This is a genomic window from Halioglobus sp. HI00S01 (assembly GCF_001635445.1).
GTDB classification, from domain to species: domain Bacteria; phylum Pseudomonadota; class Gammaproteobacteria; order Pseudomonadales; family Halieaceae; genus Halioglobus; species Halioglobus japonicus.
This window is the reverse complement of sequence record NZ_LWEE01000015.1, coordinates 79,513-106,248: the sequence shown is the minus strand read 5'-3', so window position 1 is coordinate 106,248 and position 26,736 is coordinate 79,513. Positions and strand designations below refer to the sequence as shown.

Annotated in this window: 25 protein-coding genes; 18 read left to right on the top strand and 7 right to left on the bottom strand. The window is 57.6% G+C overall.

Going from position 1 to position 26,736, the window contains the following annotated elements:
- Window positions 1-4 precede the first annotated feature (4 nt).
- The 6 genes from A3709_RS03505 to A3709_RS22450 all read left to right on the top strand — a co-directional run bounded on the left by A3709_RS03505 (window position 5) and on the right by A3709_RS22450 (window position 5,562).
- Window positions 5-379: a GntR family transcriptional regulator gene (locus A3709_RS03505; protein WP_066050144.1), complete on the top strand. Its 375-nt coding sequence runs from the start codon at window positions 5-7 to the stop codon at window positions 377-379.
- A complete protein-coding gene (locus A3709_RS03500) occupies window positions 376-1,230 on the top strand; it encodes an ABC transporter ATP-binding protein (RefSeq protein ID WP_066050141.1) in 855 nt (284 codons plus the stop codon). The genes A3709_RS03505 and A3709_RS03500 overlap by 4 nt, the downstream gene beginning before the upstream one ends.
- On the top strand, window positions 1,230-2,369 hold the full coding sequence (locus A3709_RS23030; protein WP_066050138.1) for a hypothetical protein: 1,140 nt from the start codon (window positions 1,230-1,232) through the stop codon (window positions 2,367-2,369). The genes A3709_RS03500 and A3709_RS23030 overlap by 1 nt, the downstream gene beginning before the upstream one ends.
- Window positions 2,359-3,597: an Nramp family divalent metal transporter gene (locus tag A3709_RS03490; protein ID WP_066050135.1), complete on the top strand. Its 1,239-nt coding sequence runs from the start codon at window positions 2,359-2,361 to the stop codon at window positions 3,595-3,597. The genes A3709_RS23030 and A3709_RS03490 overlap by 11 nt, the downstream gene beginning before the upstream one ends.
- 35 nt (window positions 3,598-3,632) lie before the next feature.
- Window positions 3,633-3,968 carry a hypothetical protein gene (locus A3709_RS03485; protein WP_066050132.1) on the top strand — a complete coding sequence of 112 codons (336 nt, stop codon included), beginning with the start codon at window positions 3,633-3,635 and terminating at the stop codon, window positions 3,966-3,968.
- A 670-nt stretch (window positions 3,969-4,638) separates the two neighbouring features.
- Entirely contained in the window at window positions 4,639-5,562 is a 924-nt protein-coding gene (locus tag A3709_RS22450; protein WP_082849863.1) for a hypothetical protein, read from the top strand.
- Between the two features lie 21 nt (window positions 5,563-5,583).
- On the opposite strand, the gene A3709_RS03470 is transcribed toward A3709_RS22450, so the two are convergent.
- Window positions 5,584-6,612 (bottom strand): reverse transcriptase/maturase family protein, encoded by a 1,029-nt coding sequence (locus A3709_RS03470; RefSeq protein ID WP_066050123.1) that lies wholly within the window; start codon window positions 6,610-6,612, stop codon window positions 5,584-5,586.
- Window positions 6,613-7,558: 946 nt separating this feature from the next.
- Here A3709_RS03470 and A3709_RS03460 point away from each other — a divergent pair.
- Window positions 7,559-8,380, top strand: coding sequence for an alpha/beta fold hydrolase (locus tag A3709_RS03460; protein WP_066050115.1), 822 nt, complete (start codon window positions 7,559-7,561; stop codon window positions 8,378-8,380).
- Between the two features lie 23 nt (window positions 8,381-8,403).
- On the opposite strand, the gene A3709_RS03455 is transcribed toward A3709_RS03460, so the two are convergent.
- Window positions 8,404-8,895: a VOC family protein gene (locus A3709_RS03455; RefSeq protein WP_066050112.1), complete on the bottom strand. Its 492-nt coding sequence runs from the start codon at window positions 8,893-8,895 to the stop codon at window positions 8,404-8,406.
- A gap of 283 nt (window positions 8,896-9,178) precedes the next feature.
- Between A3709_RS03455 and A3709_RS23025 the strand changes: the two genes are divergently transcribed.
- Window positions 9,179-9,343 carry a hypothetical protein gene (locus A3709_RS23025; protein WP_156507556.1) on the top strand — a complete coding sequence of 55 codons (165 nt, stop codon included), beginning with the start codon at window positions 9,179-9,181 and terminating at the stop codon, window positions 9,341-9,343.
- A gap of 61 nt (window positions 9,344-9,404) precedes the next feature.
- The gene (locus A3709_RS22445; protein WP_082849862.1) at window positions 9,405-9,554 is read left to right on the top strand and encodes a DUF2256 domain-containing protein; all 150 of its coding nucleotides are present in this window, start codon (window positions 9,405-9,407) and stop codon (window positions 9,552-9,554) included.
- 239 nt (window positions 9,555-9,793) lie between these two features.
- On the opposite strand, the gene A3709_RS23020 is transcribed toward A3709_RS22445, so the two are convergent.
- Window positions 9,794-9,958 (bottom strand): hypothetical protein, encoded by a 165-nt coding sequence (locus tag A3709_RS23020; protein WP_156507555.1) that lies wholly within the window; start codon window positions 9,956-9,958, stop codon window positions 9,794-9,796.
- 12 nt (window positions 9,959-9,970) lie between these two features.
- On the bottom strand, window positions 9,971-10,114 hold the full coding sequence (locus A3709_RS23015; RefSeq protein ID WP_156507554.1) for a hypothetical protein: 144 nt from the start codon (window positions 10,112-10,114) through the stop codon (window positions 9,971-9,973).
- 297 nt (window positions 10,115-10,411) lie between these two features.
- Between A3709_RS23015 and A3709_RS23010 the strand changes: the two genes are divergently transcribed.
- Entirely contained in the window at window positions 10,412-10,852 is a 441-nt protein-coding gene (locus tag A3709_RS23010; protein ID WP_156507553.1) for a hypothetical protein, read from the top strand.
- Between the two features lie 107 nt (window positions 10,853-10,959).
- On the opposite strand, the gene A3709_RS03450 is transcribed toward A3709_RS23010, so the two are convergent.
- Both A3709_RS03450 and A3709_RS03445 read right to left on the bottom strand, forming a co-directional pair.
- Entirely contained in the window at window positions 10,960-12,945 is a 1,986-nt protein-coding gene (locus tag A3709_RS03450) for an SDR family oxidoreductase (protein ID WP_066050108.1), read from the bottom strand.
- 98 nt (window positions 12,946-13,043) lie between these two features.
- On the bottom strand, window positions 13,044-14,111 hold the full coding sequence (locus A3709_RS03445) for an AraC family transcriptional regulator (RefSeq protein WP_066050105.1): 1,068 nt from the start codon (window positions 14,109-14,111) through the stop codon (window positions 13,044-13,046).
- A gap of 161 nt (window positions 14,112-14,272) precedes the next feature.
- Between A3709_RS03445 and A3709_RS03440 the strand changes: the two genes are divergently transcribed.
- The 8 genes from A3709_RS03440 (at window position 14,273) to A3709_RS03405 (ending at window position 25,239) form a co-directional block, all read left to right on the top strand.
- Entirely contained in the window at window positions 14,273-15,952 is a 1,680-nt protein-coding gene (locus tag A3709_RS03440; protein ID WP_066050102.1) for a class I adenylate-forming enzyme family protein, read from the top strand.
- Window positions 15,953-15,995: 43 nt separating this feature from the next.
- Complete coding sequence (locus tag A3709_RS03435; RefSeq protein WP_066050100.1) at window positions 15,996-16,313, top strand: hypothetical protein; 318 nt, start codon at window positions 15,996-15,998, stop codon at window positions 16,311-16,313.
- A gap of 52 nt (window positions 16,314-16,365) precedes the next feature.
- Window positions 16,366-18,375 (top strand): multicopper oxidase family protein, encoded by a 2,010-nt coding sequence (locus tag A3709_RS03430; RefSeq protein WP_066050098.1) that lies wholly within the window; start codon window positions 16,366-16,368, stop codon window positions 18,373-18,375.
- Between the two features lie 155 nt (window positions 18,376-18,530).
- Window positions 18,531-20,126 carry an isocitrate lyase gene (locus A3709_RS03425; RefSeq protein ID WP_066050095.1) on the top strand — a complete coding sequence of 532 codons (1,596 nt, stop codon included), beginning with the start codon at window positions 18,531-18,533 and terminating at the stop codon, window positions 20,124-20,126.
- A 135-nt stretch (window positions 20,127-20,261) separates the two neighbouring features.
- Window positions 20,262-20,939 carry a response regulator transcription factor gene (locus tag A3709_RS03420; RefSeq protein ID WP_066050092.1) on the top strand — a complete coding sequence of 226 codons (678 nt, stop codon included), beginning with the start codon at window positions 20,262-20,264 and terminating at the stop codon, window positions 20,937-20,939.
- Complete coding sequence (locus A3709_RS03415) at window positions 20,929-22,122, top strand: HAMP domain-containing sensor histidine kinase (protein WP_066050089.1); 1,194 nt, start codon at window positions 20,929-20,931, stop codon at window positions 22,120-22,122. The genes A3709_RS03420 and A3709_RS03415 overlap by 11 nt, the downstream gene beginning before the upstream one ends.
- Window positions 22,123-22,203: 81 nt before the next feature.
- Window positions 22,204-23,280, top strand: a complete 1,077-nt coding sequence (locus A3709_RS03410) for a type 1 glutamine amidotransferase domain-containing protein (protein ID WP_066050086.1) — start codon at window positions 22,204-22,206, stop codon at window positions 23,278-23,280.
- A gap of 84 nt (window positions 23,281-23,364) precedes the next feature.
- Window positions 23,365-25,239, top strand: a complete 1,875-nt coding sequence (locus A3709_RS03405; protein ID WP_156507552.1) for a radical SAM protein — start codon at window positions 23,365-23,367, stop codon at window positions 25,237-25,239.
- Here A3709_RS03405 and A3709_RS03400 read toward each other — a convergent pair whose 3' ends face one another.
- Entirely contained in the window at window positions 25,240-26,703 is a 1,464-nt protein-coding gene (locus tag A3709_RS03400) for an NAD-dependent succinate-semialdehyde dehydrogenase (protein WP_066050080.1), read from the bottom strand.
- Window positions 26,704-26,736: the final 33 nt, after the last annotated feature.

Here is a 26,736-nt window from a genome sequence, read left to right as displayed (position 1 = left end):
TGACGTGACTGTCGAATGGAATGATAAACAGCCGATCTATCGCCAGCTCCGCGACCTGGTGGCAGAGCGGATCATGGACGGCACCTTCCCTGAAGGTGAGGCTGTGCCCTCGGTGCGCCAGGTGGCATCTGATTACCAGATCAACCACCTGACCGTAGGTAAGGCCTACCAGGAACTGGTTGACGCCGGCCTTCTGGAAAAACGCCGTGGTCTGGGCATGTTTGTCCGCGAGGGTGCCAGCTCGGCGCTCACCAGCAACGAAAAACAACAGTTTATAGATGAGGAGGTGCCCGCGTTTCTCGATCGGGCGCGGGTTCTCGGTCTCGAGCTTCAGGAAGTCGTTGACCTGTTGCTCACCTCAGGGGGAGAAAAACAATGAGTACCATAATCGAAGCCAGGGGGCTGACCCGCCGCTTCGGAGATCTGCGTGCGGTTGATGAGGCGAGCTTTACCGTCAACTCCGGATCAGTGATGGGATTGATCGGGCCAAACGGCGCGGGCAAGACAACTTTGCTGCGCTCGCTGTTGGGTCTTACCGAGTTCGATGGCGAACTCGAGGTGCTCGGCTGCAGCCCACTTCGCGAGCGCGCCAAGCTGATGGAACAGGTGTGTTTTATCGCCGACACTGCGGTATTGCCACGGTGGATGAAAGTGGCGCAGTTGCTGGACTATGTGACGGGTATTCATCCCCGCTTTGACCGCGATCATGCCGAGGCCTTTCTACGCAATACCGATGTGAGCCTGAAGCGTCGCATTCGTGATCTCTCCAAGGGCATGATGGTGCAGCTGCACCTGGCTATGGTAATGGCGATTGATGCCAAGCTGTTGATTCTCGATGAACCGACGCTCGGCCTGGATATTCTGTTCCGCAAGCGCTTCTTTGAGCAGTTGATATCTGACTATTACGACGGTGAACGCACTATCATCATTTCCACCCACCAGGTGGAAGAGGTGCAGAACATTCTCACCGACGTCACGTTTATTGACCGTGGCAAGCTGGTACTGAGCCGTAGTATGGAATCCATCGAAGAAGATTTTGTGCAGCTGGACACCGTGGGTGAAAACGCCCAGCGCGCCATGGATATTCCGCACCTGGGTGCCCAGAGTATTCTCGGAGGCAAGTCAGTGATTTATGAAGACGTTGATCGCGCGCTGTTGGGGTCGCTGGGCAAGCTGCGCACACCGTCAATCGCCGATCTATTCGTGGCGATGATGGGAGGAGAAAAATAATGGCTACGATCAATACCCACCGTATCTATACCCTGGTGCAGCGTGAGCTGCAGGAATTCCACGTATCGCTGGTGATTACCCCCATTGTTACGGCCGCGATTCTGGCGGTGCTGATGTTTGCCAGCGTCATTCTCGCCGGCCGCATCACCGCCATCGGCGACAATATGTTCGAGGCCATTTTCAATGCTGACGATATAAGCCCGGTAATTGCGGTTCACATTGATGATGATCACGGCCTGGATCCTCCGTACCAACCAGCACCAGCACCAGCACCAGCACCAGCACCAGCACCAGCACCGGCACCGGCACCGGCACCGGCACCGTCACTGCCGTCCGAAGCTGTTGAGTTTGTAGAGATTGTAGCGGATGACCCCAACGCGTCGGAGGAATGGGACTTCTCGCGTGAGTGGCGTTTCGAACCCGGCGCCGATAGCGACGATGATGCGGAGTGGGAAGTGGAAGAGGTCGGCAGCCTTAATCCGGCACTTAATGTGCTCCACGGTATGCTGTTAATTACTTTGATCGTCGCGACCGTAAACTACCTGCTGAGTTGCCTGTACAACGACCGCAAGGACCGTAGCATTTTGTTTTGGAAGTCTATGCCGGTATCGGAGTGGGAAGAGGTGTTGGTGCGCCTAAGTGTGGCCCTGTTTGTGGCCCCCGCGATGTATATAGCGGTGTCGTTGATTCTGCAGATGGTGTTTATATTGCTAGCCATGGTGTTGGTGTCGCAGATGAATAAAGACCCCTTTGAAGCGGTGCTGGGCAATATTGAGTTTGGTCACCTGCTTGTGCAGCAAATTGGTGGCTGGCTGCTGACCGCACTGTGGGTGGTGCCGGTGTACGCCTACCTGATGTTGGCATCAGCATTTGCCAAGCGCTCGCCTTTCCTGACCGCTGTTGTGCCGGTGATTGGTATGGTCATTGTTGAGGGCCTGTGGTTGGGTACGGATTATGCCGTTACCGCGGTGAAGAATCATTTGCCTTATTTTATAGGCGGCGAAAGCTCGGTGGGCTTTCACCTCCACGCCGGTTTCTGGGCCAATATCGATTATCTCAGCTTGTTCCTCGGACTGGCGTTTGCCGCAGCGGCTGTTGTAGCATCGGTGTATTTGCGGCGATATCGATTTGAAATCTGACTCCGTCAATCATTCAGCACCCCGAAGCCCCGGACCATTTGGTCCGGGGCTTCTTGTTACTGCAGCTTTCATCGGGCCGGGTACGGTGACCACTGCCAGTGTTGCCGGCGCCAGCTTCGGCTATGCCCTGTTATGGGCGCTGCTGTTTTCTGTAATCGCCACCGCGGTGCTCCAGGAAATGTCTGCCCGGCTCGGGCTCGTGACCCGCCAGGGCCTCGCCCAGGCGTTGCGCGATACCTTCAGCGGCCGCTGGTACGGCACGGTAGCCGTCATTCTGGTTGTGGCCGCCGTGGGCTTTGGCAATGCCGCCTATGAAGCGGGGAATATCACCGGCGCCGCGCTGGGCTTGCAAGGGCTTAGCGGTGTTGATGGTTGGATCTGGTCGCTGCTCGTGGGCGGCGCCTCAGGCGCGCTGTTGTTCAGTGGCCGCTACAAAATGATTGAAGGCGTGCTGGTGGTATTGGTGCTGTTGATGAGCACCGTGTTCTTGCTCACCTTTATCATGGTGCGCCCCTCGCTGGCGGAATTCTTCGGTGGCATGCTCAGGCCGACCCTGCCCGAGGGTAGCCTGCTCACAGCCATCGCCCTGATCGGTACCACAGTGGTGCCCTACAACTTGTTTCTGCACTCCAGTGCTGTGCAGGAGAAGTGGCCTGCGTCCGAAGGTTTGGATAGGTCACTGCGTGCGGCGAGAGTGGATACGGGTGTCTCCATAGGCCTGGGCGGCCTTATCACGCTGGCGATCATGAGCACCGCCGCAGCGGCATTTTTCGGCAGCAACATGGAGATCACCGCCGCCAATATTGCGGTGCAGTTAGAGCCACTGCTGGGCTCGGCATCGCGCTACTTCTTTGCCATTGGCCTGTTTGCTGCAGGCCTGAGCAGTGCCGTGGCCGCGCCACTTGCAGCGGCCTACGCCGTGAGCGGTGCCCTGGGCTGGCAGGCGGATCTCGCCTCATGGCGCTTCCGCAGCATCTGGCTGGCCGTGCTGCTATGCGGCACATTCTTTGCCGTCATTGGCACCAAACCACTTACCGCCATCCTCTTTGCCCAGGCCGCTAATGGCTTCCTGCTGCCCATCTGTGCGATTTTCCTGTTGCTCATGGTCAATCGCAAAGCCGCCATGGGTGGCCACTGTAATGGTCTCGCCAGTAACCTGCTGGGCGCGGTAGTGGTGGCAGTAACACTCGGCATAGGCGGCCTCAAGCTGTATCAGGTATTGTTCTGACAGCCTGATCGTGCACATCAGTCGTTAGGGAACTAATGACCAGCGTGATTGCGGTTTGTTCGCTGGTGGTCGGCGCGATTAACTTCGTGCCCGTTGTCGGCATGCTCCCAGGCCAGAAAATCCAGAGTGCATGCGCTGTCATGTTCGCCTCCAGCGATCTCACAATTCTAATGCGTCATCAGGCACTGTATTTTTCGTGCTCAGCGGCTCGATCCTCTTCGCAGTTTTTTATGTCCGCCTATCAGGGCGCCGCTATGCTGGTGGCAGGCGACAGTGCAGTTGGCATTGCTGCACTTGTTCACCTTGAGGGTGACACTACTACCACGGTTCACAGGGCGCTACTGGTTGATTATGTGGGTATTCGGTACTAGCTTTAGTAGCAGCAATGAAGCACGTGGTGGCGCGTCAATAGCGAGATATATCAATAAAACGATAAGGACATATCGTGTTTTGGCAGCACAGTGTTGAGCTGCGGCCAACGTCCGCTTTCGTCCACAAAGCGGCCGTTTGATTGCCTAAGCCGAATAGGCTTCTATCGCCTAATTCCTGCCTTCTAGCGAGCTTTAATCGGACGCGGCACAGGTCAAAAAATCGTGAACACAGGCGATTGCGCATGATTGAGCGAGTTTGACAGTGTCAAATACTTAGATTAACGTTGAACAAAAATGTCTAAAAGCACCATCGGGCGTAGACGACGGATGTTTTCAATAAAGCGTTTTTGCTCTCTTCTTCTGGTTACTGTTTCTGTAAGCGCAATGGCCCAAACGTCATTTGTGTTGGGTGAAGCTAGATGGGGTCAAGCTACCTGGGGTGCAAGCACCAGTGGGCCTGCAGTTGCAGCCCCCATACCTGCCATGCCGATTGAGGGTTTGGCTGCACTGGTCGCTCTCATGGCGTTGCTGCCTTTCTGGAAGGCCTTTAGGCCGCTATTGAAGCGCAAGCGCTTAACAAAACAAGCGCTACCCATCAACTAAAACGACGCCCACGCTGATATGCAGGTAGGTCGTCACACAGCTAATTAATAATAAATAGGATTGAAGGATGAAACAGAGCCAACACCGGTGCTTAGTTGTGACTGTATCACTACTGCTCTCTGGCGCTCTGTCGCCCATAGCGAACGCGCAGGTTACAGTGCCCAATGTGTTTGAGAATGGCCAAGTCGCCGATGCCGACGAGGTGAACGAAAACTTCAAGGCGCTGGCCGATGGTATTAACAGCCTGCCTGCTGGTGTCAAAGGTGAACAGGGCGACCAGGGCCCACCAGGTCCAGCCGGAGCAACAGGTCCAGCCGGAGCAACGGGAGCAACGGGAGCAACAGGTGCTGCTGGTGCCAAAGGAGAAAAGGGCGACGAGGGTGCCTCCTGCACCGTTAGCGCATGCGCCGTATCGAGCCAAGCGACCCTTTCATGTGGTGACACATCGGTGCCAATACCCTGTGTTCGTGTTGATCCTGCAACCGTTTTCGTGACGAGCGAAACCTATTCCGGCCGCCTCGGCGGTCTCGCCGGTGCCGATGAGAAGTGTAACACGCTTGCCGCTGCCGCTGATTTGTCGGGCAACTATAAGGCCTGGCTCTCGGATACTTCGGAGAGCCCCTCAACACGTTTCGCCAGGTCAACTGTCCCGTACGAACTGGTTGATGGCACGCGGATCGCGGACAACTGGGACGATTTAACAGCTTTCCCTGTATCACTATCAAATGCGATCGTTGCAGATGAGTACGGAGCATTAAGATACATTGGGACTCCATCCTTGGTCTGGACATGTACTTTGGTTAGTGGCTCCTCATCCTGTACCGGTAATACCATCTTCGATTCTTGTAATGATTGGAAATCGAATTCGCCCTTTGAATCCGCTCGATCTCTTGGCAGCACAGACGCTACGGATAACGGTTGGACTCGAGCGGTCCCACAAGTATCTGCGCCATGTTTCGATCGGTTTCCCCTTTATTGTTTCGAGCAATGAACGACAGCGCCTCACGGCACGTCACGGTGTGGGCGACAGTCTGCCCGTGGCCCCGGTGAGGGCCTTCTGTTCGACCAGTACCTGCGTCCCGAGTAAACCTGCGCACACCCAACGCCACCAGCGTGTTGCGTAGGCCCCAATGCGGGCTCGGCCCGCACCTTGCTCATAAAGCTTGGTGATTCGCTCACGAAAGCGCGCGATGGTGTCTTTGGCTGGCGTCACGCCAGCACGGGTGTGGTGGTAGCCCAGAAACGTAAAGCCCCGGTCTATCTTGCCCACCCAGGTTTTGTCTGGATGGGTGTTGAGTTTGAGCTGCTGCAAGGTCTGCTGGATCAGGCGAATACCCCGCCTGAGTTGGTGACGGCGAGGCGTCATGATGACCCAGTCATCCATGTAACGCACATAGGCGATGCCGGCGCGGTCCATCACATCATCCAATGGCTTGAGATAGATGGCCGCTAACAGCGGGCTCAGGGGCGAGCCCCGGCCTATGCCTTTTTTGATGACGTTAAAGATGCCACCCGATTCCACTGTGCGGCCAATGACCTGTGTGAGTAACCGCAACACTGCTTTATCGGGCACCAGCGCATCCAGCTGTTGCAACAACACGGTGTGGTCGATGTTCTCGTAGTAACCCTTGACGTCGGAGCGAAAGACAAACTGATTCTGCGGCAGTTTAGCGCGCAACCAACGCAGCGCCCCCTTCAGGCCACCCTGGCCTTTTACATGAGTACAGCGCGGCGAGACCGGCAAGGCTGAGCCCAGTACCATCGCCATCGCTTTCTGTACCAGGGCATCTTCGGCACACCACAGGTGGATGGGCTTGCCGTTGGCACTCAGCAGCCGCTGCTGCGGGCTGAATTGATAGTCGCCGCTGCGTAGTTGCGCAATGAGTTCGGGGCGACGACTCTGCCAATGAAAACGCAGATGCCAAATATCGGCGTTGGCTGGGTAGCGACGGCGTTGCTGGCAGAGCCAGGCATAGGCTGCATCGATGGTGGCGTCATCGGCGATAGCGTCAAGCAGTGCTGACTCGAGCGGTCTATTCATAGGGCGATACAAGCGCACAGACGGCTCCGTGTTGACTATTATAAAAGCATAGACCTGTTTGCCCGCAGCGACAGTGTGCAGGCTTGAGTGCCCGCTGAGTGCAACGACATATATGCGATTTTATATCTCTGTCCCCAGATCGATATGATCTATGAGACTATAAAGCCGGCAAGAAAAGAAGTTTGATCAACGTCCGCGTTTGGCCCCAAAGCTGACACTGGATTCCCGCCTTCGCGGGAATGACGGGAAGTAGCCCATTAGCTGACATTAGTGAATATGGCGAGTTTTGATGGCCCATAGCGTCCACAAACCCAGCATCGTTCGAGTTAAGTTGGACTAAGCGAAGCTGTCCCTTCTGAACGACTAACAATGCAGGCTTATCGTGCATGAACATACCAGAATTTTATCAACAAATTATCACCTCACCCGGTTCAGCCACTCTGAGTGTTCTTTCCAAGGACGGTTCTATCCAATCTACGCTTGTATGGCCTGATTACGATGGCCAATTTATAAAACTTAATATGTTGTCCGGCTCCCCAAAGGAGGCAAGTATTAGGCGAGAAGGTAGAGCTACGATTCTTGTCTCGCATCGAACTAATGAGAATCTCTACATTTCAATACGCTGTGAGTTAGAGTCCATTGAGTCAGAAGGTGCGTTAGCGCACTTGGACAAGATCACGCAGCGAAATATGGGTGTCAGAAGCTGGTATGGCGAGGTTGAGCCGGCCGATTCAGAGTCAATGTCTCGACGGGTGATTGTTTACTTGAAACCGGTGAGAATCTATCACACATAGTAGTGCCCACTCCTGGTCCCTAAAAAGTCGGAAGTGGATTGTGCTAGTCTTCCAGATGAAATCTATCCATAGAACGATCGAGCAGACTACAAAAAAATGGCCAGTGCATACTGCTTTCGTTTTATGCTGGTTTGAAGGATGACCTCGTTAGCATGGACGACATCGATACTCGACGCAGCACTGCCATAACACCAGACGGTGTCGGGATTGCATACCAACTGTCTGGTTGCGGGCCAGCGCTCATTTGTGGTCATGCCATGGGGATGGATCACAGCATGTACGATCGCCATCGTGCATCGTTTTCTCAGGCGCACACTATGATTACGTTTGACCAGCGGGGTTCCGGTATGTCTGATCATCCGCCGTTCGAGGAAGGCGAACACAGTGCCTATACGGTCGAGCGTTTTGGCGACGATTTGAAAGCGGTGCTGGATGATGCGGGTGTTGAGAAAGCGATGATTCTTGGCTTTTCCATGGGCGCTGTTTCAGCGCTCTCGTTCGCCACACGATGGCCGGAGCGAGTCGATAAGCTCATATTGGCGTCTGCCATGGCATCGCGATTACCCCAGCCGATTATTGATCGGGCACGTCAGGTTGAGGACATGTTGGAACAAAGAGGGGTTAAGGAAACCCACGAGTTTTACTTTTCTGGGCCCTTGTTCGAAGGCCTGATAGAGCAGGAGAATACTCGCGAGCAGATTGTACGGGGAGGGGAGCAGGCAACGGCCCACGGGTTCAAGGGTTGCTTCCGCGTCACCATTGACCGTCCCTCACTCGTGGAGCATTTACACGTGATCGATAGCCCGACACTGATTATGGTTGGTGAGACGGATACGCACTACCTCGCTGAGGCCGAGTTATTGGAGCGAGAGATCAAAGGGGCTAAACGCGTCGTTATGCCGGGTGTAGGCCACGCTATGTGCGCACAACGTCCGGAGCAATTCGAATCTACCGTTCTGGAATTTATTGCGTAAGTCTTTCGCGGACGCGGGCTTTTTTATTCAGCCGACCACTTACTAGGATGTATCTCGATCAACTCAATCAGCGTGCCATCAGGGTCACGGCAGATCGCAATGTCTGCCAACTCTCCGACCCCTGCTGTGGGTGCTGATAGAAACTCAATGCCGGCTTGCTTCAGTAGTGCGTAGTCAGCGGCAAGGTCCTGTGTCGCCAGACACAGGCGCACCATGCCCAGGTCGTCATTCGCGCCGGCTGGCCGCGGTGCGTCCTTTGCGTATTCGGTCAGGTCGATTTTGGGGAAGCCATTATCAAGCTGCATGATGCACGCCCGCGCCTTGGTCCCTTCCGCTACGTTCAAAGCGTTCGACTGGGCGGCGGGGATGGCTGAGGGCCTGTCTTTTCCAATACCCAGATAAGGCACCCCAGGTATCAGCACGCTGAAGCCGAACTTCTCGTAGAACGCAATTGACGCGTCGAGATTGCTCACATTGATGTTGATATGTCCCCAGCTGAGGTTGGGTGTTGACATCGTAATCGTCTCTTCTTTGTCTTAGTTCGCATACTAGTGGTCACGCCTGTCTCTGCGAGCATACCTAATCTGGAGGCGGCTTTCCGCAGGTGGCCTCTATTGGTGAGCTATTTCAGGCGACCACGTATCAGTCTTACGGCCGATTGGCTAACTGACGAGCCATATTGTCATGATCTGGGCATGATTCACGCGATTGCGATGTGCAATGCCGGGGAATTGGTCGCAGGTATGGTCATGAACTTACCGGTGTCGGGGCGCGCAGTGGATTCCCCAGGAGGCGACTGTGGCGTCCGCCAGAGAGGCAAAAATTGATCTCTATGCGACCTACGATGGTACCTTCATCGCCCTCTCGCTGCCCGGCGGAATCACGGTGCATGTGGTTGCGCTGGATGACGTCGGCAATGAGTACTTCAACGAAGTGATCACGATGAGTGTGAATTTCGACTGATATCGGCGGCGCGATCCCCGGCCTATTGATCGGGGTTTTTTCCGCTTGCGTATCTTTACGCATGTCGAAGAAGAACCTGCCGGTAAAGCTCTGCCCCGTCTGCCTGCGCGAATTCACCTGGCGCAAGAAGTGGGAGCGCGACTGGGACTCGGTCAGATATTGTTCTGAACGCTGTCGTCGCTCTCGGTCAACACGCCAGCGCATCCATTAGTTCAGGCGCTCAACCCGGCGCAGATCGTATTGCTTGTCGAGTATTGCTGCCTTGGACTCGTACATGCGCACCACAGCCCTCAAGTAGCCGGCGGGAATGGGCAGCCAGTTCTTGGTTTTGTCCTAGGGTTCGCCCGCCGATAGGGTAGTCTCTGCATAGAGGTTGGTCACAGCAATCTTGAAGTAACGGCCATTGGTGTCAGGCGTGTGAAAGATGCGCGGCTTTTCGCTGATATCAAACTAGGCGCTGAAGTACAGGGTGTCGTTGTTGGGTAAGCGGATATTGCCCGCGTTTTGCGGGCCAACAATTTCTGGAAAGCGATAGAACCGGTTAATAGGGGCATAGACGCGCTGGTCAGGCTCCACAACATGGGTTTCATTGTGCGCCTGTTTGTACATGTCCACGATCGGGTAGCCTTAGAGGTAGGCGAGGGTGCCAATGCTCGCCGCCATCTGTTCGGCAATAATCGCATCGTTGCGCAACTGCTGGGAGCGAATGAGTGACGCGCGATTAAACGCGTTCACGGTAATAGCGATAGGGATTGCTACGGTGAGCAACACCCAGAAGATTTTTTAGTCAGCACATTGCCCATAACAGCACGACCCCTTGGCTTAATCGGTTCCTTGGGTAGTCAAAGCGCCACGTGATCAACAGGTGCTGTCGTCGATCTGTGGTCTCGCTATTGAAACTAGCGGCGAGAATAAGGGCATGTTGAGCTAAATGGGGCCGCTTGGTGAATTCCCTGGCGGCTTTGTGGGTACTGGCTGGAGTGATTCCGCGGCCCGGGGCCAGGCTGGATTCGCCGCCGCCCACACTATGCCTATACTTGGAGGTGCGAGGTGTTTGAGGATCGCTTCATGAAGTGCATCAAAACAGGTGCGTTGTTGCTTTTCGTGGTGGTTGCCCCGCTGTCTGCCAGCGAGTTCACGTATATCTGCATCGACACCGCCACGGGCGAAGTCAATCCCAGTAACACCCTGTGTTCCGCCAGCGGCGGAACCGGCTATGTCCCGCCACCTCCTCCCAGTGCAAACCCGGGCGTGGTGAGTGAGCGGGTTAGCCCTGTCGCCCCGCGCACGCCAGCATCCAGTTCCCCCAGACCAGCACCTCCCTCAACTCCAGCAATGCAGACAACGCCTAGGCAGCTGCAATCGCCTGCACCGGTAGTCAATGTGTGTGATGCCGCAGGGTGCTGGGACACCAGGGGGAATCGATATACCCAGGGGGCCGGCACCACCTACCATCGGCAGGACGGCAGGAGTTGCCAGAGTATTGGCGGGAATATGCGCTGCAACTAGGTGTCCGCAACAGGTCTGGCGCTGGACTGGGAGTACTCACTGCAGGTTTAACGAAAAGCACCCCGTGGGACGGGGCGCTGATGTAGGCGGAGTGTAGGCGTACAGATTTAGAAGTGAACTCCTTTCATCAGCGCTGCCAACGCCACCTGCTCGTTCGACGCTTCCACTTTCTCCGCTTTCTTGTCGCCGCGGGCGGCCGCTGAGTCGTTAAACATGCGGAACACAATGTTCATCACCACCTCGGAGACACGCGGTGCCAGGGCGTTCTGCACCTGCAGGAAGATGCCCAGGTTAGTGGCAATGCGCTTGGGTTTGTTGATGACTGCATCCACAACCATGTCGGTGGCTTCGTCCGGAGTGAGGACGGGCATAGAGTCGTACACGGTGGTCGCCTCGATCATGGGCGTGCGCACCAGGGGCATGTTGATGGTGGTGAAACGCACATTGAGATCGGAGTATTCCACCGCAGCGGCTTTGGTCCAGGCGTCCAGCGCGCTCTTGGAAGCCACATAGGCGGAGAAGCGCGGGCTGGGGGTGAGTGCCGCAATCGACGACATATTGATGATGTGGCCGGATTTGCGCTCGGCCATGGACGGCAGCAGCGCCATGGTGAGGCGGATTGCGCCGAAGTAGTTCACCTGCATGGTGCGCTCGAAATCGTGGAAGCGATCGTAGGACAGTTCCAGCGAGCGGCGGATGGAGCGGCCGGCGTTGTTGATCAGAATGTCTACGTGGCCGTGGGCGGCCAGTACTTCTGCGGCGAGGCGGTCACAATCTTCCAGTACTGACACATCCGCCTGGTAAATCGACGCCAGGCCACCAAAGCGGGCAATTTCTTCCGCGGTTTCTTCGAGTTTGTCGGCGGTACGCGCCACCAGCAGAACATGCGCGCCGGCTTCGGCCAGGCGAATGGCGGAGTTCTTGCCAATGCCTGAAGAGGCGCCGGTAATCAGCACAATCTTGCCGCCAACGTTACCTTCTAGGGAGTGGTCGATAAACAGATCGGGGTCGAGGTTGCGCTCCCAGTAGTCCCAGACGACGGGCGCGTAGTCGCGCAGCTCTGGACATTGAATACCGGTGCCCTTGAGTGCGCGCTCGGTGTCGCGGTTGTCGTAACGGGTGGGGAAGTTGGTGAACATGGTCACCGAATCCGGCAGGCCCATGTCTGCCAGAATCGTGTTGATGATGCGCTTAATAGGAGGCAGGTTGGCCACAGTGTCGCGAACTACGCGGGGAACAAAGCCGAACATGCGCGTGTCCAGACGCATGTTAAAGCGCGGCGTGTGGCCGGCGTCGGCAAAGATGTTCAACATGTTGCCCATGCTGTGGTGCTCGGGGTCGGTCAGGTGGAAGCAGCGGCCGTCCATGTCGTCCATATGGGCGATGTGGTCCATGGCGTCTACTACGTAATCCACGGGCACGACATTGAACTTGCCGCCTTCAATGCCGATCAGCGGGAACCACGGTGGCAGCACATTGCGCAGTTTCTGCAGGCTCTTGAAGAAGTAGTAGGCGCCATCGATCTTGTCGATCTCACCGGTCTTGGAGTGGCCAACCACCATCGCGGGGCGGTAGATGCGCCAGGGGATCTTGCACTCGCTGCGCACCAGGCCTTCGGAATCGTGCTTGGTGGCGAAGTAGGGGTGCTCGAGCTTCTCGGCTTCCTCGAACATATCTTCACGGAACGTGCCGCGGTACATACCGCCAGCAGCAATAGAGCTCACGTGCTGGAAGCAGCCGGCATCGAGTGCCTCGGCCAGCTGGATCGCATTGCGGGTGCCGTCAATGTTAGTTTTGATTTGCGATTCTGCAGATGCCGACAGATCGTAAATGGCCGCCAGGTGGCAGAAGTGCTTGATGGAGCCCTTCAGGTCGGCAATAGTTGCTTCGTCCAGGCCCAGCAGGGGTTCGCGCAGGTCGCCCTCTACAGGAATCAGGCGGTCGCCGCCGGCGCCAAAGCGCTGTTGTAGTTCCTCAAACTTCTGGCGTGAGCCGGCGCGGGTCAGGACGTAGATATCGCCCTCGCGCTCAATGAGTTTCTCGATGAAAAACTTGCCGATAAAACCGGTGCCGCCGGTAATCAAATAGGCCATGACGCTGCTCCTGGTGGATGAAGTGGACAGCGCTAAGTCTAGGTGGTTATGGGATTCTCACAATGGCGGCAATTGTCAATCGAGGGGGGCAAGAATTTTCAGCTGCTATTGGCACGATATTCCTGGGGGGTCATACCGGTCCATTTCTTGAAGGCGCGATGGAACGTGCTGCTGTCGGAAAAGCCCAGCAGCTCCGCCAGCTCAGCGGTGGTGTGGGCACCCTGATTCAAATAGGACACGGCCGCATCCTGGCGGCACTGATCCTTGAGTTGCTGGAAGGATGTGCCTTCGTCCTTGAGGCGGCGATGCAGGGTGGGGGTGGTTAAATGCAGCCGCTCGGCGACATCCTGCAGGCTGGGCAGGGCACGGCTGAAATCGCTGCCGATTAGGTGGCGAATGCGCTGGGCCAGGCTGTGATCTTCCGGGCTGATGCGAAAGAGCTCCGCCGGGTAGGTGGCGAGCATGGTTTCCAGAGACTGCTCGCTCTGGACAATGGGAAAGTCGAGGTAGCGGCTGTGGAAGGAGAAGGCGTTCTGGTCTGCCGTGAACTTAACCGGCTGTCCAAACACGTCACGGTAATCTTTGCCCGGCTCTGCGGCATCGCTGATCTCGATGGCCTGCAAATCGATAAAGCAGCCAATAAACCAGCCGCAGAGCCGGTGCCACATGGCCATCGACAGTATCTTGCCGGTCAGCCCGGGCAGCCAGTGCAGCGACTCGATGCTGAAGTTTTCTGCCGAGGCGAGGGTCCGGTCACTGTTTTCGTCAAAAATAAAACGGCACCAGGTGGTGTCAGCGCACTGCTCAATTTCGAAGGTTTCACCGCCGGTTTGCATGCGCCGGAAATACACCGAGGCACGTTGCAGGGCCTGGCGCAGATCACGTGCGTGGAGCATGGCCTGGAACATCATTCTGAAGGCGCTGAACAGGCGGGTGTCGTCAGGGTCCATGGCGTTATCGGGCAGGTGGTCCTGAAGTTGATGCACGAGATGGATAAACAGGCGGCCGTATTCCTCCACGGAAATGACGGCGCCGGGCACTGCCTGGGTCTCCAGCAATGCCAGGGGTAATCTGGCCTCGGCCAGGTCAGCGCGCAGTTGGTCCCGCGGCACCGGGGCCAGTCGCAGCAACGACTGGGCGTATTTTAGGGGTATCGTGTCAGCCACGGGATGAACTCCTGAACTGAGCCCATTCTACTGGTGCCGGCCGCTTGGGCAAGCCGTCGCATTGGTGCAAAATCCGCCCACTGAATCCTGCAAAGTCTGCTGGAGGCATTTTCGCCCTCGCGATAAGGCTGGGCAGAAACTGAACACACCGAGAATGACCGATGTCCGAGTTTAAACAGGAATTTGATACTGCACTGGCCGAGCTGACAGGCGAAGGGGCCCCCTTTGAGGTGGCCACCGATGCCCAGGGGCAGCGTTACTACAGCGGCGCGCCGGCTAACGTGCGCGAGGCGCTGGCGGTGGCGCGCAACCATGGTGATCGAGAGTTTCTGATCTACGAAGGCGAGCGCCGCAGCTTCAATGAGCTGATGGATGAAGCCGATGCTCTGGCGGCGGCGCTGCAGGACGCAGGCATTGCCAAGGGCGACCGGGTAGCGCTCGCCATGCGCAACTACCCTGAATGGATGGCGGGGTTTATCGCAGTAACCGCCATCGGCGCGGTTGTGGTACCTATTAACAGTTGGGGGCAGCCGGCAGACATCGCCTTTGCGGTGAACGATGCCGAGGCCAAGCTGGCCATTTGTGACCAGCAACGTGCTGACGGCGGCGGCGCGCTGCTCGCAGAAGCCGGAGTGCGAGTGGTGATCGCCCGCCCCAGTGACGAGAATGATCCCGCCGGTCTGCCTAACTTCGTCCGCGATTTTGTCGGTCAGCAGCCATCCCAGGTGGATATCGATGGCGATGATCTTGCCCTCATCATGTATACCTCAGGCACCAGCGGTAAGCCCAAGGGCGCGGCCTCCACCCACCGGGCGCTGTGCCAGGCGGTGTTTAATATCGAGTGCTTTGCGATAGCTGCGGCAATGACCAATGGCGACCTGATTACTGCCATGCTGGAGCGCGGCCATGAGCCCACTTCACTGCTGGCGGTGCCGCTGTTTCATGTGAGCGGTTGTCACGCTCAGTTCCTGGTAAACCTGCGCGGCGGGCGCCGCATTGTGATGATGTACAAGTGGGACGTGGACCGCGCGCTGCAGTACATCGAGCAGGAGCGTATTACCTCCCTGGCAGCGGCGCCTTCCATGGTGCTGGACCTGCTCGAAGCAGAAGCCTTTGACAGTGCAGATACCTCCAGCCTGTTCTCAGTGGGAGTCGGCGGCGCGGCTACACCGCCCCGAGTGCGCGCACTGCTGGAGGCGAAACTGCCCCAGAACTTCAGCGGCACCGGCTACGGTATGACCGAGACCAATGCCCAGGGTGCGTCACTGACGGGCCACGCATTCAGTGCCAAACCCGGTACTTCAGGTTTCCCCCATCCCATCGTACAGTTCCGTATCTGCGACGAAATGGGCGAGGAGTTGCCCGCGGGCAGCACTGGCGAAATCTGGGTGCGCGGCGTTACCGTGATTCGCGAGTACTGGCATCGCCCCGAAGCCAATGCCAGCGACTTTAGCGACGGCTGGATGCGCACCGGCGACATCGGTTATTTCGATGACGAGGGCATGATCTTCCTCGCGGACCGTGCCAAGGACATGATTCTGCGCGGCGGTGAGAACATCTACCCGATCGAAATTGAAAACCAGCTGCTGGAGCACGAGGCTGTGCGCGAGGTGGCCGCGATTGGCCTGCCCCACGAGCGCTGGGGTGAGGAAGTGGCGGTGGTGGTGTGTCTGCACGACGGNTCCAGCCTTACCGAGGAGGCGCTGCTGGCTTATGCCCGTGAACACCTGGCGGCCTTTAAGGTGCCGAGCAAAGTGATTTTCTCGGACGAGCGCCTGCCACGGAACGCCACGAACAAAGTGCTCAAGAAAGACCTCAAGGCGGCTTTGCAGGCCGCTTGAACGGCGATGGTGTCGCCGGCACCTTAGTGTTAGGCTACGCGCTATGACAGTGATCCTGGGTAACATGTTGCTGTGCGCGCTGCTGGTTTGGCAGTCGCTCGCCGCTGCCGCGCCGATGGACTGCGAAGCGCAGTCGTCGGATCGCGCGCCCTGCCATGAGCAGGTAATAGAACCAGCGCTGCTCTCCATGGATGACTGTGATCACTGTCAGGATTGTCTTGTACCCAACCCGGTTGCGGCGCCCATGGCGCGTATTGCTATGGCACCTGGGCTGACAGTCATACATTCGTTTTCACCGCCCGCTGCGCCTTTGGCCCCGGTGGACGATATCGATCACCCCCCTAACTCCCAATACACCTGAATCACCTATTTTTGTGTATTAGCGCGACCTGATTCGCGCAAGGGAGTTATTAATGCAATACCTGCTTTTTTGGGCGCTGGCTCTATTTACCGGTGCCACCACTGCCGCCACTGTGGAATACGATCTCCATATCGGATACGGCACCCTCAATAAATCCGGCAAGCCCGTCCAGGCCATGCTGGTTAACGACAGTTATCCCGGTCCGGTGCTGCGGTTTACCGAGGGCGATACCGCCCGAATCCGAGTCACCAATCATCTGGACGTGGATTCGTCGATCCACTGGCACGGCTTGCTGGTGCCGCCTGCCCAGGACGGCGTGCCCTATATGTCCAGCTTGCCGATCGGCCCCGGCGAGACCTTTGAATATGAGTTTGCCCTCAAGCATGCCGGTACCTATTGGTACCACTCACATACGGACCTGCAGGAGCAATCCGGTGTGCATGGCGGCATTGTTGTGGCGCCGCCGCAGGGTTTGGGTGACCAGCCCGAGGCAGTGGTGGTCTTACAGGACTGGACGGATGAGGACCCGCACCAGGTACTCCACAACCTGAAGAAAGACGGCCATTACTACGCGCTCAAGAAAGACAGCGTCATCAGTATTGCCGGTTACCTGGAGCGGGGTGCCATGCGCAACTGGTGGGACAGTCGCTGGCAGCGTATGGGCGGGATGGACGTGGCCGATGTGGCCTATGACGCCTTTCTGGTGAATGGCGAGCCCGAGATCCGCCTGTTTGAGACGGCGCAGCCCGGTGAGCGAGTGCGCCTGCGGCTGATTAATGCCGGTGCCTCTACCTACTTTTTACTGCACTCGGCAGGTTTACAGACCCGGGTGGTTGCCGCCGATGGGCTGGATGTAGCTCCGGTGGCTGTTGATGAAGTCCTGCATGCGGTGGCCGAGACCTATGACCTGGAAATCACCATCCCTGACAATGGCGCTGCGGAGTTGCGTGCCACGGCGCAGGACGGCTCAGGGTATGCCTCGATCATCGTCGGCAGCGGCCAGGCCCGCTATGCCACGCCAATGACACCGCCGGACCTGTACGCCAGCCACGCCGACCACGATATGAGCATGGGCGGCGAGCATGCCGATCATCACATGCATCACATGCATCACATGCATCACAGCGGCCCGCGCCGGCTGGCTTATAGCGACCTTGAGACGGTTGAGGCCGCGCGCTATGCGGGCGGTGCCGATGCCCGTACGGTTGAGTTACGACTGACCGGCAATATGGAAACCTATAACTGGTCCTTCAACGATTTGCCCCTGTCCCTGGCGGATAAAATCCTGGTGGAGCGGGGTGAGACGGTGCGGTTCCGGTTTGTAAACGAAACCATGATGCATCATCCCCTGCATTTACACGGTCACTTTTTCCGCGTGATTACAGGTGAAGGACGCGGGCCCATGAAGCACACCGTGGACGTGCCACCCATGGCCACGGTTGAAATCGAGTTTCTGGCCAATGAAGAGAAAGACTGGTTCTTTCACTGCCACAACCTGTACCACGCCAAGACGGGTATGGCCCGGGTGATTCGCTACAACGACTACCAGGGTGCCCCGGCGCTGATGGCGGCCAAGAAAAACAGCCCCGATATCCGCGATACCGATTTCTACTATGCGCTGGAACTGGAACTTCTCAATAACCTGGGCATGGCCGAGGGATGGACAGCCAACGCCCGGCATCGCTTCGAATTTGAGGCCCAATCACTGGATTGGCAGGATGAGCGCGGTGAGCTGGCCTATCTGTATCGCTTTAACCGCTGGACCCAGGGCCTGGCCGGGGTTGAAAAAGACGCGGGTGAGGACCCGGAGTACCGGTTGGGGCTGCGCTATATGCTGCCGATGATGATTGATATGGACGTTTATTTGACAGACGAGGGGCATGCCGGGGTGGCTTTTGATACCCATTTTCAGCTCACCAAGCGGGTTCAGGCCCACTGGGAGTGGGAATCTGAGGGCAAATACCACCTCGGGGTGGAATATCGCTTCAACGAGCGCATTTCCGCTGAGGCCGCCTATACTGACACGGTGGACGCCTCCGTGGGGGTGAAACTCCGTTTCTAGACCTTCACCTGGTCGCTATGCATTCATGGTGTGAATAGCAATAATCCCGACTATCTATTTCAGTTATGTCTGCGCCGGGACTAATATTCGCCCCACTGACTGGCTGACCTCGGTCGCCCGCCATCCATAGTCCCCAATTGAACAGAGGTATCGATATGTCTACTCTCCAGAATGACATCAACGACATCACCGAACTGTGCAGCCAGAACGGTTCTGCATGGGACGGTATCAGCCCCGAATCTGCCGCCCGCATGCGCGCTCAGAACAAATTCAAGACCGGTCTCGACATTGCCAAGTACACCGCTGCGATCATGCGCAAGGACATGGCTGAGTACGACGCTGACACCGCTCAGTACACCCAGTCTCTGGGTTGCTGGCACGGCTTCATTGGCCAGCAGAAGCTGATTGCGATCAAGAAGCACTTCGGTGACACCAACAAGCGCTACCTCTACCTGTCCGGCTGGATGATTGCGGCCCTGCGCTCCGAGTTCGGCCCGCTGCCCGACCAGTCCATGCACGAGAAGACGTCCGTATCAGGCCTGATCGAAGAGCTGTATACCTTCCTGCGCCAGGCTGACGCCCGCGAACTGGGCGGCCTGTTCCGCGCCCTGGACGATGCCCGCGAAGCTGGCGACGAAGTTAAAGCCAAGGACATCCAGAACCAGATCGACAACCACCAGACCCACGTTGTGCCCATCATTGCGGACATCGACGCTGGTTTCGGTAACGCGGAAGCGACCTACCTGTTGGCCAAGAAGATGATCGAAGCCGGTGCCTGTGCGATCCAGATCGAAAACCAGGTATCTGACGAGAAGCAGTGTGGCCACCAGGACGGTAAAGTAACCGTTCCCCACGAAGACTTCCTCGCCAAGATCCGCGCGGTTCGTTACGCGTTCCTAGAGCTGGGTGTAGACGACGGTGTTATCGTTGCCCGTACCGACTCCCTGGGCGCTGGCCTGACCAAGCAGATCGCTGTAACCCACGAAGAAGGCGACCTGGGCGACCAGTACAACAGCTTCCTGGATTGCGAAGAAATCGATCCTTCTGACATGAAGAACGGCGACGTTGTTCTGAACCGTGGCGGCAAGCTGCTGCGTCCCAAGCGTCTGGCTTCCAACCTGTTCCAGTTCCGTGCTGGCACTGGCGAAGATCGCTGCGTACTGGACGGCATCACTTCCCTGCAGAACGGCGCAGACCTTTTGTGGATCGAAACCGAGAAGCCCCACGTTGGCCAGATCGGTGGCATGGTTAACCGCATCCGCGAAGTTATGCCCAACGCCAAGCTGGTTTACAACAACAGCCCGTCCTTCAACTGGACTCTGAACTTCCGTCAGCAGGTATTCGATGCCTGGACTGAAGAAGGCAAGGACGTTTCTGCCTACAACCGTGATGAGCTGATGAGCGCCGACTACGACGAGTCTGAGCTCGCTGCAGCGGCTGACGAGAAGATCCGTACCTTCCAGGCGGACGCTGCTCGCGAAGCAGGTATCTTCCACCACCTGATCACTCTGCCGACTTACCACACTGCGGCCCTGTCTACTGACAACCTGGCCAAAGAGTACTTCGGTGATGCAGGCATGCTGGGTTACGTTGCTGGCGTACAGCGCAAGGAAATCCGTCAGGGTATCGCCTGCGTTAAGCACCAGAACATGGCTGGCTCCGACATGGGCGACGACCACAAAGAATACTTTGCTGGCGACGCGGCCCTGAAGGCAGGCGGTAAAGACAACACCATGAACCAGTTCGGCTGATTCATCGTGTGATCAAAAAAGGCGGGCTTTTAGCCCGCCTTTTTTATTTGGGAAAAAGAATTGGTTTTCACGGCGATTTCACATGCGCTGATTTAGTGTACGCTAGCTTCAGCAGAGGGATTTTTCAGGCGGCCCGTGAAATTACTCCTTATCGAAGATAACACCACTATTGCCGGTCAGCTGGTCACATTTTTTGAGGGCCTGGGCTGGGCGGTGGATTACGCCGATACCGGCGAGCGCGGCCTTGCGGTAGCCCGGGGTGGGGTGTTCGATGTGCTGTTGCTCGATCTCAACCTGCCGGATATCGACGGGCTGGAAGTGTGCCGCACGCTGAAAGCGGAGCTGGACTACAACCTGCCGGTACTGATGTTAACTGCCCGCGATGCTTTCGCCGACAAGGCCTCGGGCTATGGCGAAGGCGCCGATGATTACGTGACCAAGCCCTTTGACCTGCGCGAGCTGAGACTGCGTTGTGAGGCCCTGGGCCGCAGGCATGCACTGCATAAGACGTCGGAAATTTACCTGGGTGAATTAACCCTCGCTGCCAAAAGCCAGGATGCATGGCGCAATGATGTGCCGCTCAAGCTTACCCAGGTGGGCTTTCGCATTCTGTTGCTGTTGGCGGAGGCCTACCCAGAGGCGGTGACACGTTCGCAACTCATGCATCACCTGTGGGGTGATGATCCTCCGGATAGCGACGCGCTGCGCTCGCACATCTACAGCCTGCGCAATGCCCTGGATAAACCCTTTGCCACTTCAATGCTGAAAACCCTGCCCAACATCGGCTACCGCCTGGTGTGTGATGAAAGCTAGCCTGCAGAAACGCCTGTTCCTGGTGCTGGGGATTTTTGTGCTCGCCATTACGGCCCTGTGGGCCGGGCTGTCGCTCATGCTCGCCTACGTTGTTGAGGACGAGATTATTGATCGCCTGCTGGCAGGTGAAGTGGCTCAGCTGCAGCAGACCTATGTCAGCTCCGGTGTCATGGCCCAACCTCGACTGGACGAGGTGGCCATTTATGCCTCGCTCGCGGATGTGCCGGTAGCCCTGCAAGCGCACATTGAGCCGGGTGTGGGCGGCGAGATTTTTACTCCTGACGACACTCACTTTCACTACCGTTGGGTGCAATTACAGGGCGTGCCCCCCATGCTGCTCGTGGCAGAGGTGTCTCCCTGGTTGGTGGTGAGCCGGATGTCGACGTCGCTGTTCATTCTGTTATCTGCGGGCTTGTTCATGGCGCTGCTGCTTAGCCTGGTGGCCGCCTATGTCATCGCCGGCATTACCACGCGCCCCCTGCGGGAGCTCACGGCCGCCATTGAGCAAAACCCCCGACCCAGCCCGCTGCCGCATGTTCACCAGAACGACGAGGTGGGGGTGCTGGCCACGGCCATGGAATCGGCCCTGGACGGCCTGCAGCAGGCACTGGCAAGGGAGAGCGCATTTACCCACGATGTCAGTCACGAGCTGCGCACACCGCTCACCGCGCTGCGCAATGCGGTAGTGTTGCTGCCGGCATCGGTGGCCAATGACGCCGAGGTCAAACAACTGGTGGCCGCCAGCGCTGAGATCGAGAACCTGCTGACCACGCTGGTGGCATTGGCGAGATCTGAGTCCTCCCTGACAACACCACTGCCTATGCGGGCACTGCTCGAAGATGTTCTGCTCGCACGGTCAGAGGTTATCGAAGCGAAGGGGCTGGTCCTTGAGCTGAATGTTGACGACGAGGCAACGGCCCAGGGCAATGAGCAGCTTGCGCGATTGCTGATCGGCAACCTGGTGGATAACGCGCTGCATTACGCCCACCCCGCGAGGCTCAGTATTCGCTATCACGCTGGCCTGCTGGAGTTGGCTAACCCGGTGGGGCAGGGCGAGCGTGCGGCACATCCCGCCAGCCTGGGGCATGGCCTGTCACTGGTGCGCCGCCTGGCTAGCAGCCAGGGCTGGCGCTTCAATACGGCCGAAGCCGACAACCAGTACGTCGCGCGTATTGCGACCTGAAAAACCCGGGATATTTCACGCGGCGTTGACATGCCGCCGCACATACTCACCACATCAACTGCTCAATAGGAGGGCATTATCATGTGGAAGAGTATTGGTATTTCAGTTGTTGGCATTGTTGCCGTCACCGGCGGTCTTATCGCCTGGCTGTTCAGCCTGGTGGATCGTTCCAACGCCCTGGGGATTGACTTAACCCAGCCCCAGGACATCCCCTACGTAAAAAAGCGCCTCGCGCCCGATCGCGGCAGCATTTTGATTGTGCTCACCAGCGAAACCGAAATGGGCGATACCGGTAGGAAAACGGGTTACGAGCATACTGAGCTGTCGCGCGCCTACTATGTGTTCTCGGTGAATGGGTTTGAGGTCGACATCGCCAGTCCCAAAGGTGGCGAGCCCAATGCCATCATCGACAATGAGGACATGGGCGCACTGGACTATGCGTTCCTGAACGACGACGAAGCGATGGCCAAGGCCACTCACACTCTGCCACTGGCAGAGGTGAAAGGCGCCGACTATGAGGCGATTTACTTTGTCGGCGGCAAGGGCACCATGTGGGATTTTCCCGACAACCCTGATGTACACCGTCTGGTGCGCCACTTTGCCCAGCAGGACAAGTTGATTGGTGCGGTGTGCCACGGCCCGGCCGCCCTGGCCAACGTGTTCCTCGATAACGGCGAAGCATTCCTGCAGGGCAAGCCTGTTACCGGTTTTACTAATGAAGAAGAACTGTTCCTGATCCCCGATGCCGAGCAAGTCTTCCCCTTCCTGCTGGAAGATCGCCTGCGTGAACGGGGTGCAGATGTCTCGGTGGGGCTGACTTATCTGGAAAATATTGCCGTGACCGATGGCCTTGTCACCGGCCAGAATCCCTGGTCCGTCTACGCCACTGCCGAAACCATGATCGATCAGCTGGGCTATACGCCGCTGCCCAGGGAAGCTACTGCTATCGAGAATAGCGTGGACGTGCTCATGCAGTACCACTTGCTGGGCAAGATTGGCGCGCGTGAACTGCTCGACACCTATATTGCCAGTGACGCCGCCTTTGATCGCAACCTGGTGGTGATGCACGGCCTGGTGGCGGCGATGCAGTGGCGTGTGAAATCAGCGTTGGAACTGCTGGTGATCGCACAGCACGCCAAGACCCACTCTGCTGGCTGAAAGTTTGCCCGATGCGGGTGTGCGTACCCGCCCGGCATGCAGTAGAATCTTCGCAGCTAACAATATTTACCGGGTGAAATTGCTGTGACTACCCCGCGGCCAGTGATGCCACTGGCCCTGTCTTCTTCCGATGCTTCGCTGCCGTATCTGTCCCTGGGCATGGTGGCGTCCTATCTGCGCGCTTATGGCCAGGGTGAGTTGACGTCTGCCTATGATGTCCAGCCGGTGCGCCTGGCTGGAATCCCGGGGCATCGCCTGGTCGATCTATACCAGGGGATGAGACAGGAAGATGCTCCGGTGGTGCTGCTCTCTTCCTACGTGTGGAATCACGAACTCAATATGCAGGCTACCCGGCGTATTCGCAGCGAATGCCCCGACGCGCTGATTATCGTAGGCGGGCCGGAAATTCCCAAATGGGAAGGCGAGAGCGAAGCGTTTCTCGAGGCGAACCCGGCGGTGGATGTCGCCGTGCTGGGCGAGGGCGAAGTCGCCTGTGCCGAGGTGCTCAAGGCCCTGGCGGCAGGTGGGGAGCTAGCCGCAGTCGCCGGCCTCGTATATCGCGATTCACAGGGTATACACCGCACCGCGGATCGCGACCGTGTGAAGGATCTCGACTCCTTGCCGTCACCTTATCTGCTCGGCGAATTTGACGCCTGGATTAGTGACGTATCTACCGCCACTCTGGAAACCAATCGCGGCTGCCCCTATGGCTGTACTTACTGTGATTGGGGTTCGGCAACGCTGCAGAAGGTGTCACGTTTTTCTCTGGATCGTGTTTCTGCCGAGGTGGAATATCTGGCGCAGAAAAAAATGGAAGCGATTTTTATCGCCGATGCCAACTTCGGCATGCTGGAGCAGGATATTGCCATCGCCGAGGCCCTGGTGGCCTGCCGCCAGCGTTACGGCTATCCGCAGCGGCTCTATACCAATTTCGCCAAGAACGGCGGACGCCGCCTGATGAGCGTGATCTCCATTCTCAACAAGGGCGGTTTGTTGCCTACTGGCATCATCGCCCTGCAGACCACGGATAAGCCCACGCTGGAGGCCATCCAGCGCGACAATATTCGTACAGCGTCCTACGAGAAGATGATGTCGTTCTTCAACGCAGAGCGCATTCCCATGGCGTCGGACATTATGATCGGGCTGCCGGGGCAGACCGTCGACAGCCTCGAGGAAGACCTGCAGTTCTGTTTTGACTGGAAGGTGTCGGCCAATGGCAACTACACCTCGATGATGCCCAACGCGCCGATGGCGGAGAAGCAGTATCGACAGGAGTTTGCCATTGCGGTGGACGCGGACAATATGATCGCCTCTACCTCAACCTTCAGCGCCGACGAGCTCGGCTATATGCGCCGCATGTATCTCACCTACCTGCTGATGGTGCGCATGGCCCTGCTCAAATACGTTTTGTACTACCTGCAGATGGATCACGGCGTGCAGGCGCTGACATTCCTGCGCAGGTGGATGGATCACATGACCACAGGCGATGAGCGTTATCCGCTGTCACTGCGTGTATACCTGGACATTATCGTGCCAGCATCCGAGCGCGGCCACTGGCCGCAGGTGACCTGGGGCGAAGAGGGTAAGTTTCTGTATGACGCGCTGGATGAGTTCTATGCGGAAATTGCCGGGTTTACCCGGGAAGCGTTTGGCCTGGAGCTTGCGCAGGGCGAGCTCGATGCGATCTTTGCCGTGCAGTGTGCGGTGAATCCGAGTACCTCGGCCCGCTATCCGATAAGACTTAGCCTGACGCACGATGTCGCTGCTTACTTTGAACAGTTGCTGCCGCAGCCAACCCTGCGCCGCGACGACTTCAGCGTACAGCCGCTGTCAACTTATGGCGCCGGTGACTTTGTGGCCGGCGATGAGAGTACCCGCGTGGATTCGATTGCCATGCAGGCCATATTGGGGCACTCCGACGAGGGCTGGGAATTGCCCTCACCGTTGCGCTTCCATTGATCAGGCGTCGAGACCGCCCATCAGCATGTACTTGATCTCGACGTAGTCGTCGATCCCGTACTTGGAACCCTCGCGGCCAGAGCCAGATTCCTTGACGCCGCCAAAGGGTGCCATTTCGTTGGAAATAATACCTTCGTTAATGCCCACAATGCCGTAATCCAGCGCCTCGGCAATACGCCATACGCGGCCGATATCGCGGGTGTAGAAGTAGGAGGCCAGGCCAAACTCGGTGTCGTTGGCCATGGCTATCACTTCTTCTTCAGTGCTGAAACGCACTACCGGTGATACCGGGCCGAAGATTTCATTGCGGAATACCGCCATGTCCGGGGTGACTTCGGTGAGTACGGTAGGCTGGTAGAAGGAGCCGCCCAGTGAGTGAGCCGAGCCGCCAGCGGCCACCTGGGCGCCTTGGGCAATCGATTCCTGCACCAGTTTGTCGACATCGTTCATGGCCTTCTCGGTGACCAGCGGGCCGATCACGACGCCGTCGTCTGCGCCATTGCCCACGGTCAGCTCTGCAGTTGCCTTCACAAACTTCGCGACGAACTCGTCGTACACACCATCCTGTACAAAGATCCGGTTGGAGCATACGCAGGTCTGTCCGGCGTTGCGGTACTTTGAAATCATCGCCCCGGTAATCGCTGAATCGATGTCGGCATCGTCGAATACGATGAACGGCGCGTTGCCGCCCAGTTCCATGGATGTTTTCTTCATGGTGGGTGCACACTGCTCAACCAGCATCTTGCCGATGGGGGTGGAACCGGTGAAGGTGAGTTTGCGCACGGTGGGGTTGGAGGTTATTTCGGCGCCAATTTTGCTGGCGCTGCCGGCCACCACATTCACCACGCCAGCGGGTACACCGGCGCGCTCTGCGAGCTCGGCCATGGCCAGTGCCGACAGCGGTGTTTCCGACGCAGGCTTGATCACGATGCTGCAGCCGGCGGCCAGCGCCGGTGCCGCCTTGCGCGCAATCATCGCGTTGGGGAAGTTCCAGGGGGTGATCGCAGCGACCACACCCACGGGTTGCTTGATGCACACAATCCGCTTGTCAGAGGAGGGGCCGGGGATGACGTCGCCATCGATACGCTTGGCTTCTTCACCGAACCACTCAATAAACGCAGCACCATAGGCAATCTCGCCGCGGGATTCAGCAATGACCTTGCCCTGTTCAGCGGTCATCAGCTGGGCGAGGTCTTCCTGGTGTTCCATCATCAGGTCAAACCACTTGCGCAGCACCTGCGCGCGGGCCTTCGCAGGCACCTTCTTCCAGTTTGCCATGGCGGTATCGGCAGCGGCGATCGCGCGCGCAGTTTCAGCTGCGCCTACACTGGCGATCTCGGTAATGACTTCGCCTGTGGCGGGGTTGGTTACCGCAAACGTGGCACCGTCATCCGCGTCTACCCACTCGCCGTTAATATAGGCATGGTGCTTTAGCAGGGTAGGGTCTGAGAGAGTCAGGGGCATGGTTTTTTTCCTTTCGCGTTCGTTAGATTGATT

Coding starts and splice junctions, on each gene's coding strand:
- A3709_RS03500 (WP_066050141.1), top strand. CDS start 376: ATGAGTACCATAATCGAAGCCAGGGGGCTGACCCGCCGCTTCGGAGAT.
- A3709_RS23030 (WP_066050138.1), top strand. CDS start 1,230: ATGGCTACGATCAATACCCACCGTATCTATACCCTGGTGCAGCGTGAG.
- A3709_RS03485 (WP_066050132.1), top strand. CDS start 3,633: ATGACCAGCGTGATTGCGGTTTGTTCGCTGGTGGTCGGCGCGATTAAC.
- A3709_RS22450 (WP_082849863.1), top strand. CDS start 4,639: ATGAAACAGAGCCAACACCGGTGCTTAGTTGTGACTGTATCACTACTG.
- A3709_RS03470 (WP_066050123.1), bottom strand. CDS start 6,612: ATGAATAGACCGCTCGAGTCAGCACTGCTTGACGCTATCGCCGATGAC.
- A3709_RS03460 (WP_066050115.1), top strand. CDS start 7,559: ATGGACGACATCGATACTCGACGCAGCACTGCCATAACACCAGACGGT.
- A3709_RS03455 (WP_066050112.1), bottom strand. CDS start 8,895: ATGTCAACACCCAACCTCAGCTGGGGACATATCAACATCAATGTGAGC.
- A3709_RS22445 (WP_082849862.1), top strand. CDS start 9,405: ATGTCGAAGAAGAACCTGCCGGTAAAGCTCTGCCCCGTCTGCCTGCGC.
- A3709_RS23010 (WP_156507553.1), top strand. CDS start 10,412: ATGAAGTGCATCAAAACAGGTGCGTTGTTGCTTTTCGTGGTGGTTGCC.
- A3709_RS03450 (WP_066050108.1), bottom strand. CDS start 12,945: ATGGCCTATTTGATTACCGGCGGCACCGGTTTTATCGGCAAGTTTTTC.
- A3709_RS03435 (WP_066050100.1), top strand. CDS start 15,996: ATGACAGTGATCCTGGGTAACATGTTGCTGTGCGCGCTGCTGGTTTGG.
- A3709_RS03430 (WP_066050098.1), top strand. CDS start 16,366: ATGCAATACCTGCTTTTTTGGGCGCTGGCTCTATTTACCGGTGCCACC.
- A3709_RS03425 (WP_066050095.1), top strand. CDS start 18,531: ATGTCTACTCTCCAGAATGACATCAACGACATCACCGAACTGTGCAGC.
- A3709_RS03415 (WP_066050089.1), top strand. CDS start 20,929: ATGAAAGCTAGCCTGCAGAAACGCCTGTTCCTGGTGCTGGGGATTTTT.
- A3709_RS03410 (WP_066050086.1), top strand. CDS start 22,204: ATGTGGAAGAGTATTGGTATTTCAGTTGTTGGCATTGTTGCCGTCACC.
- A3709_RS03400 (WP_066050080.1), bottom strand. CDS start 26,703: ATGCCCCTGACTCTCTCAGACCCTACCCTGCTAAAGCACCATGCCTAT.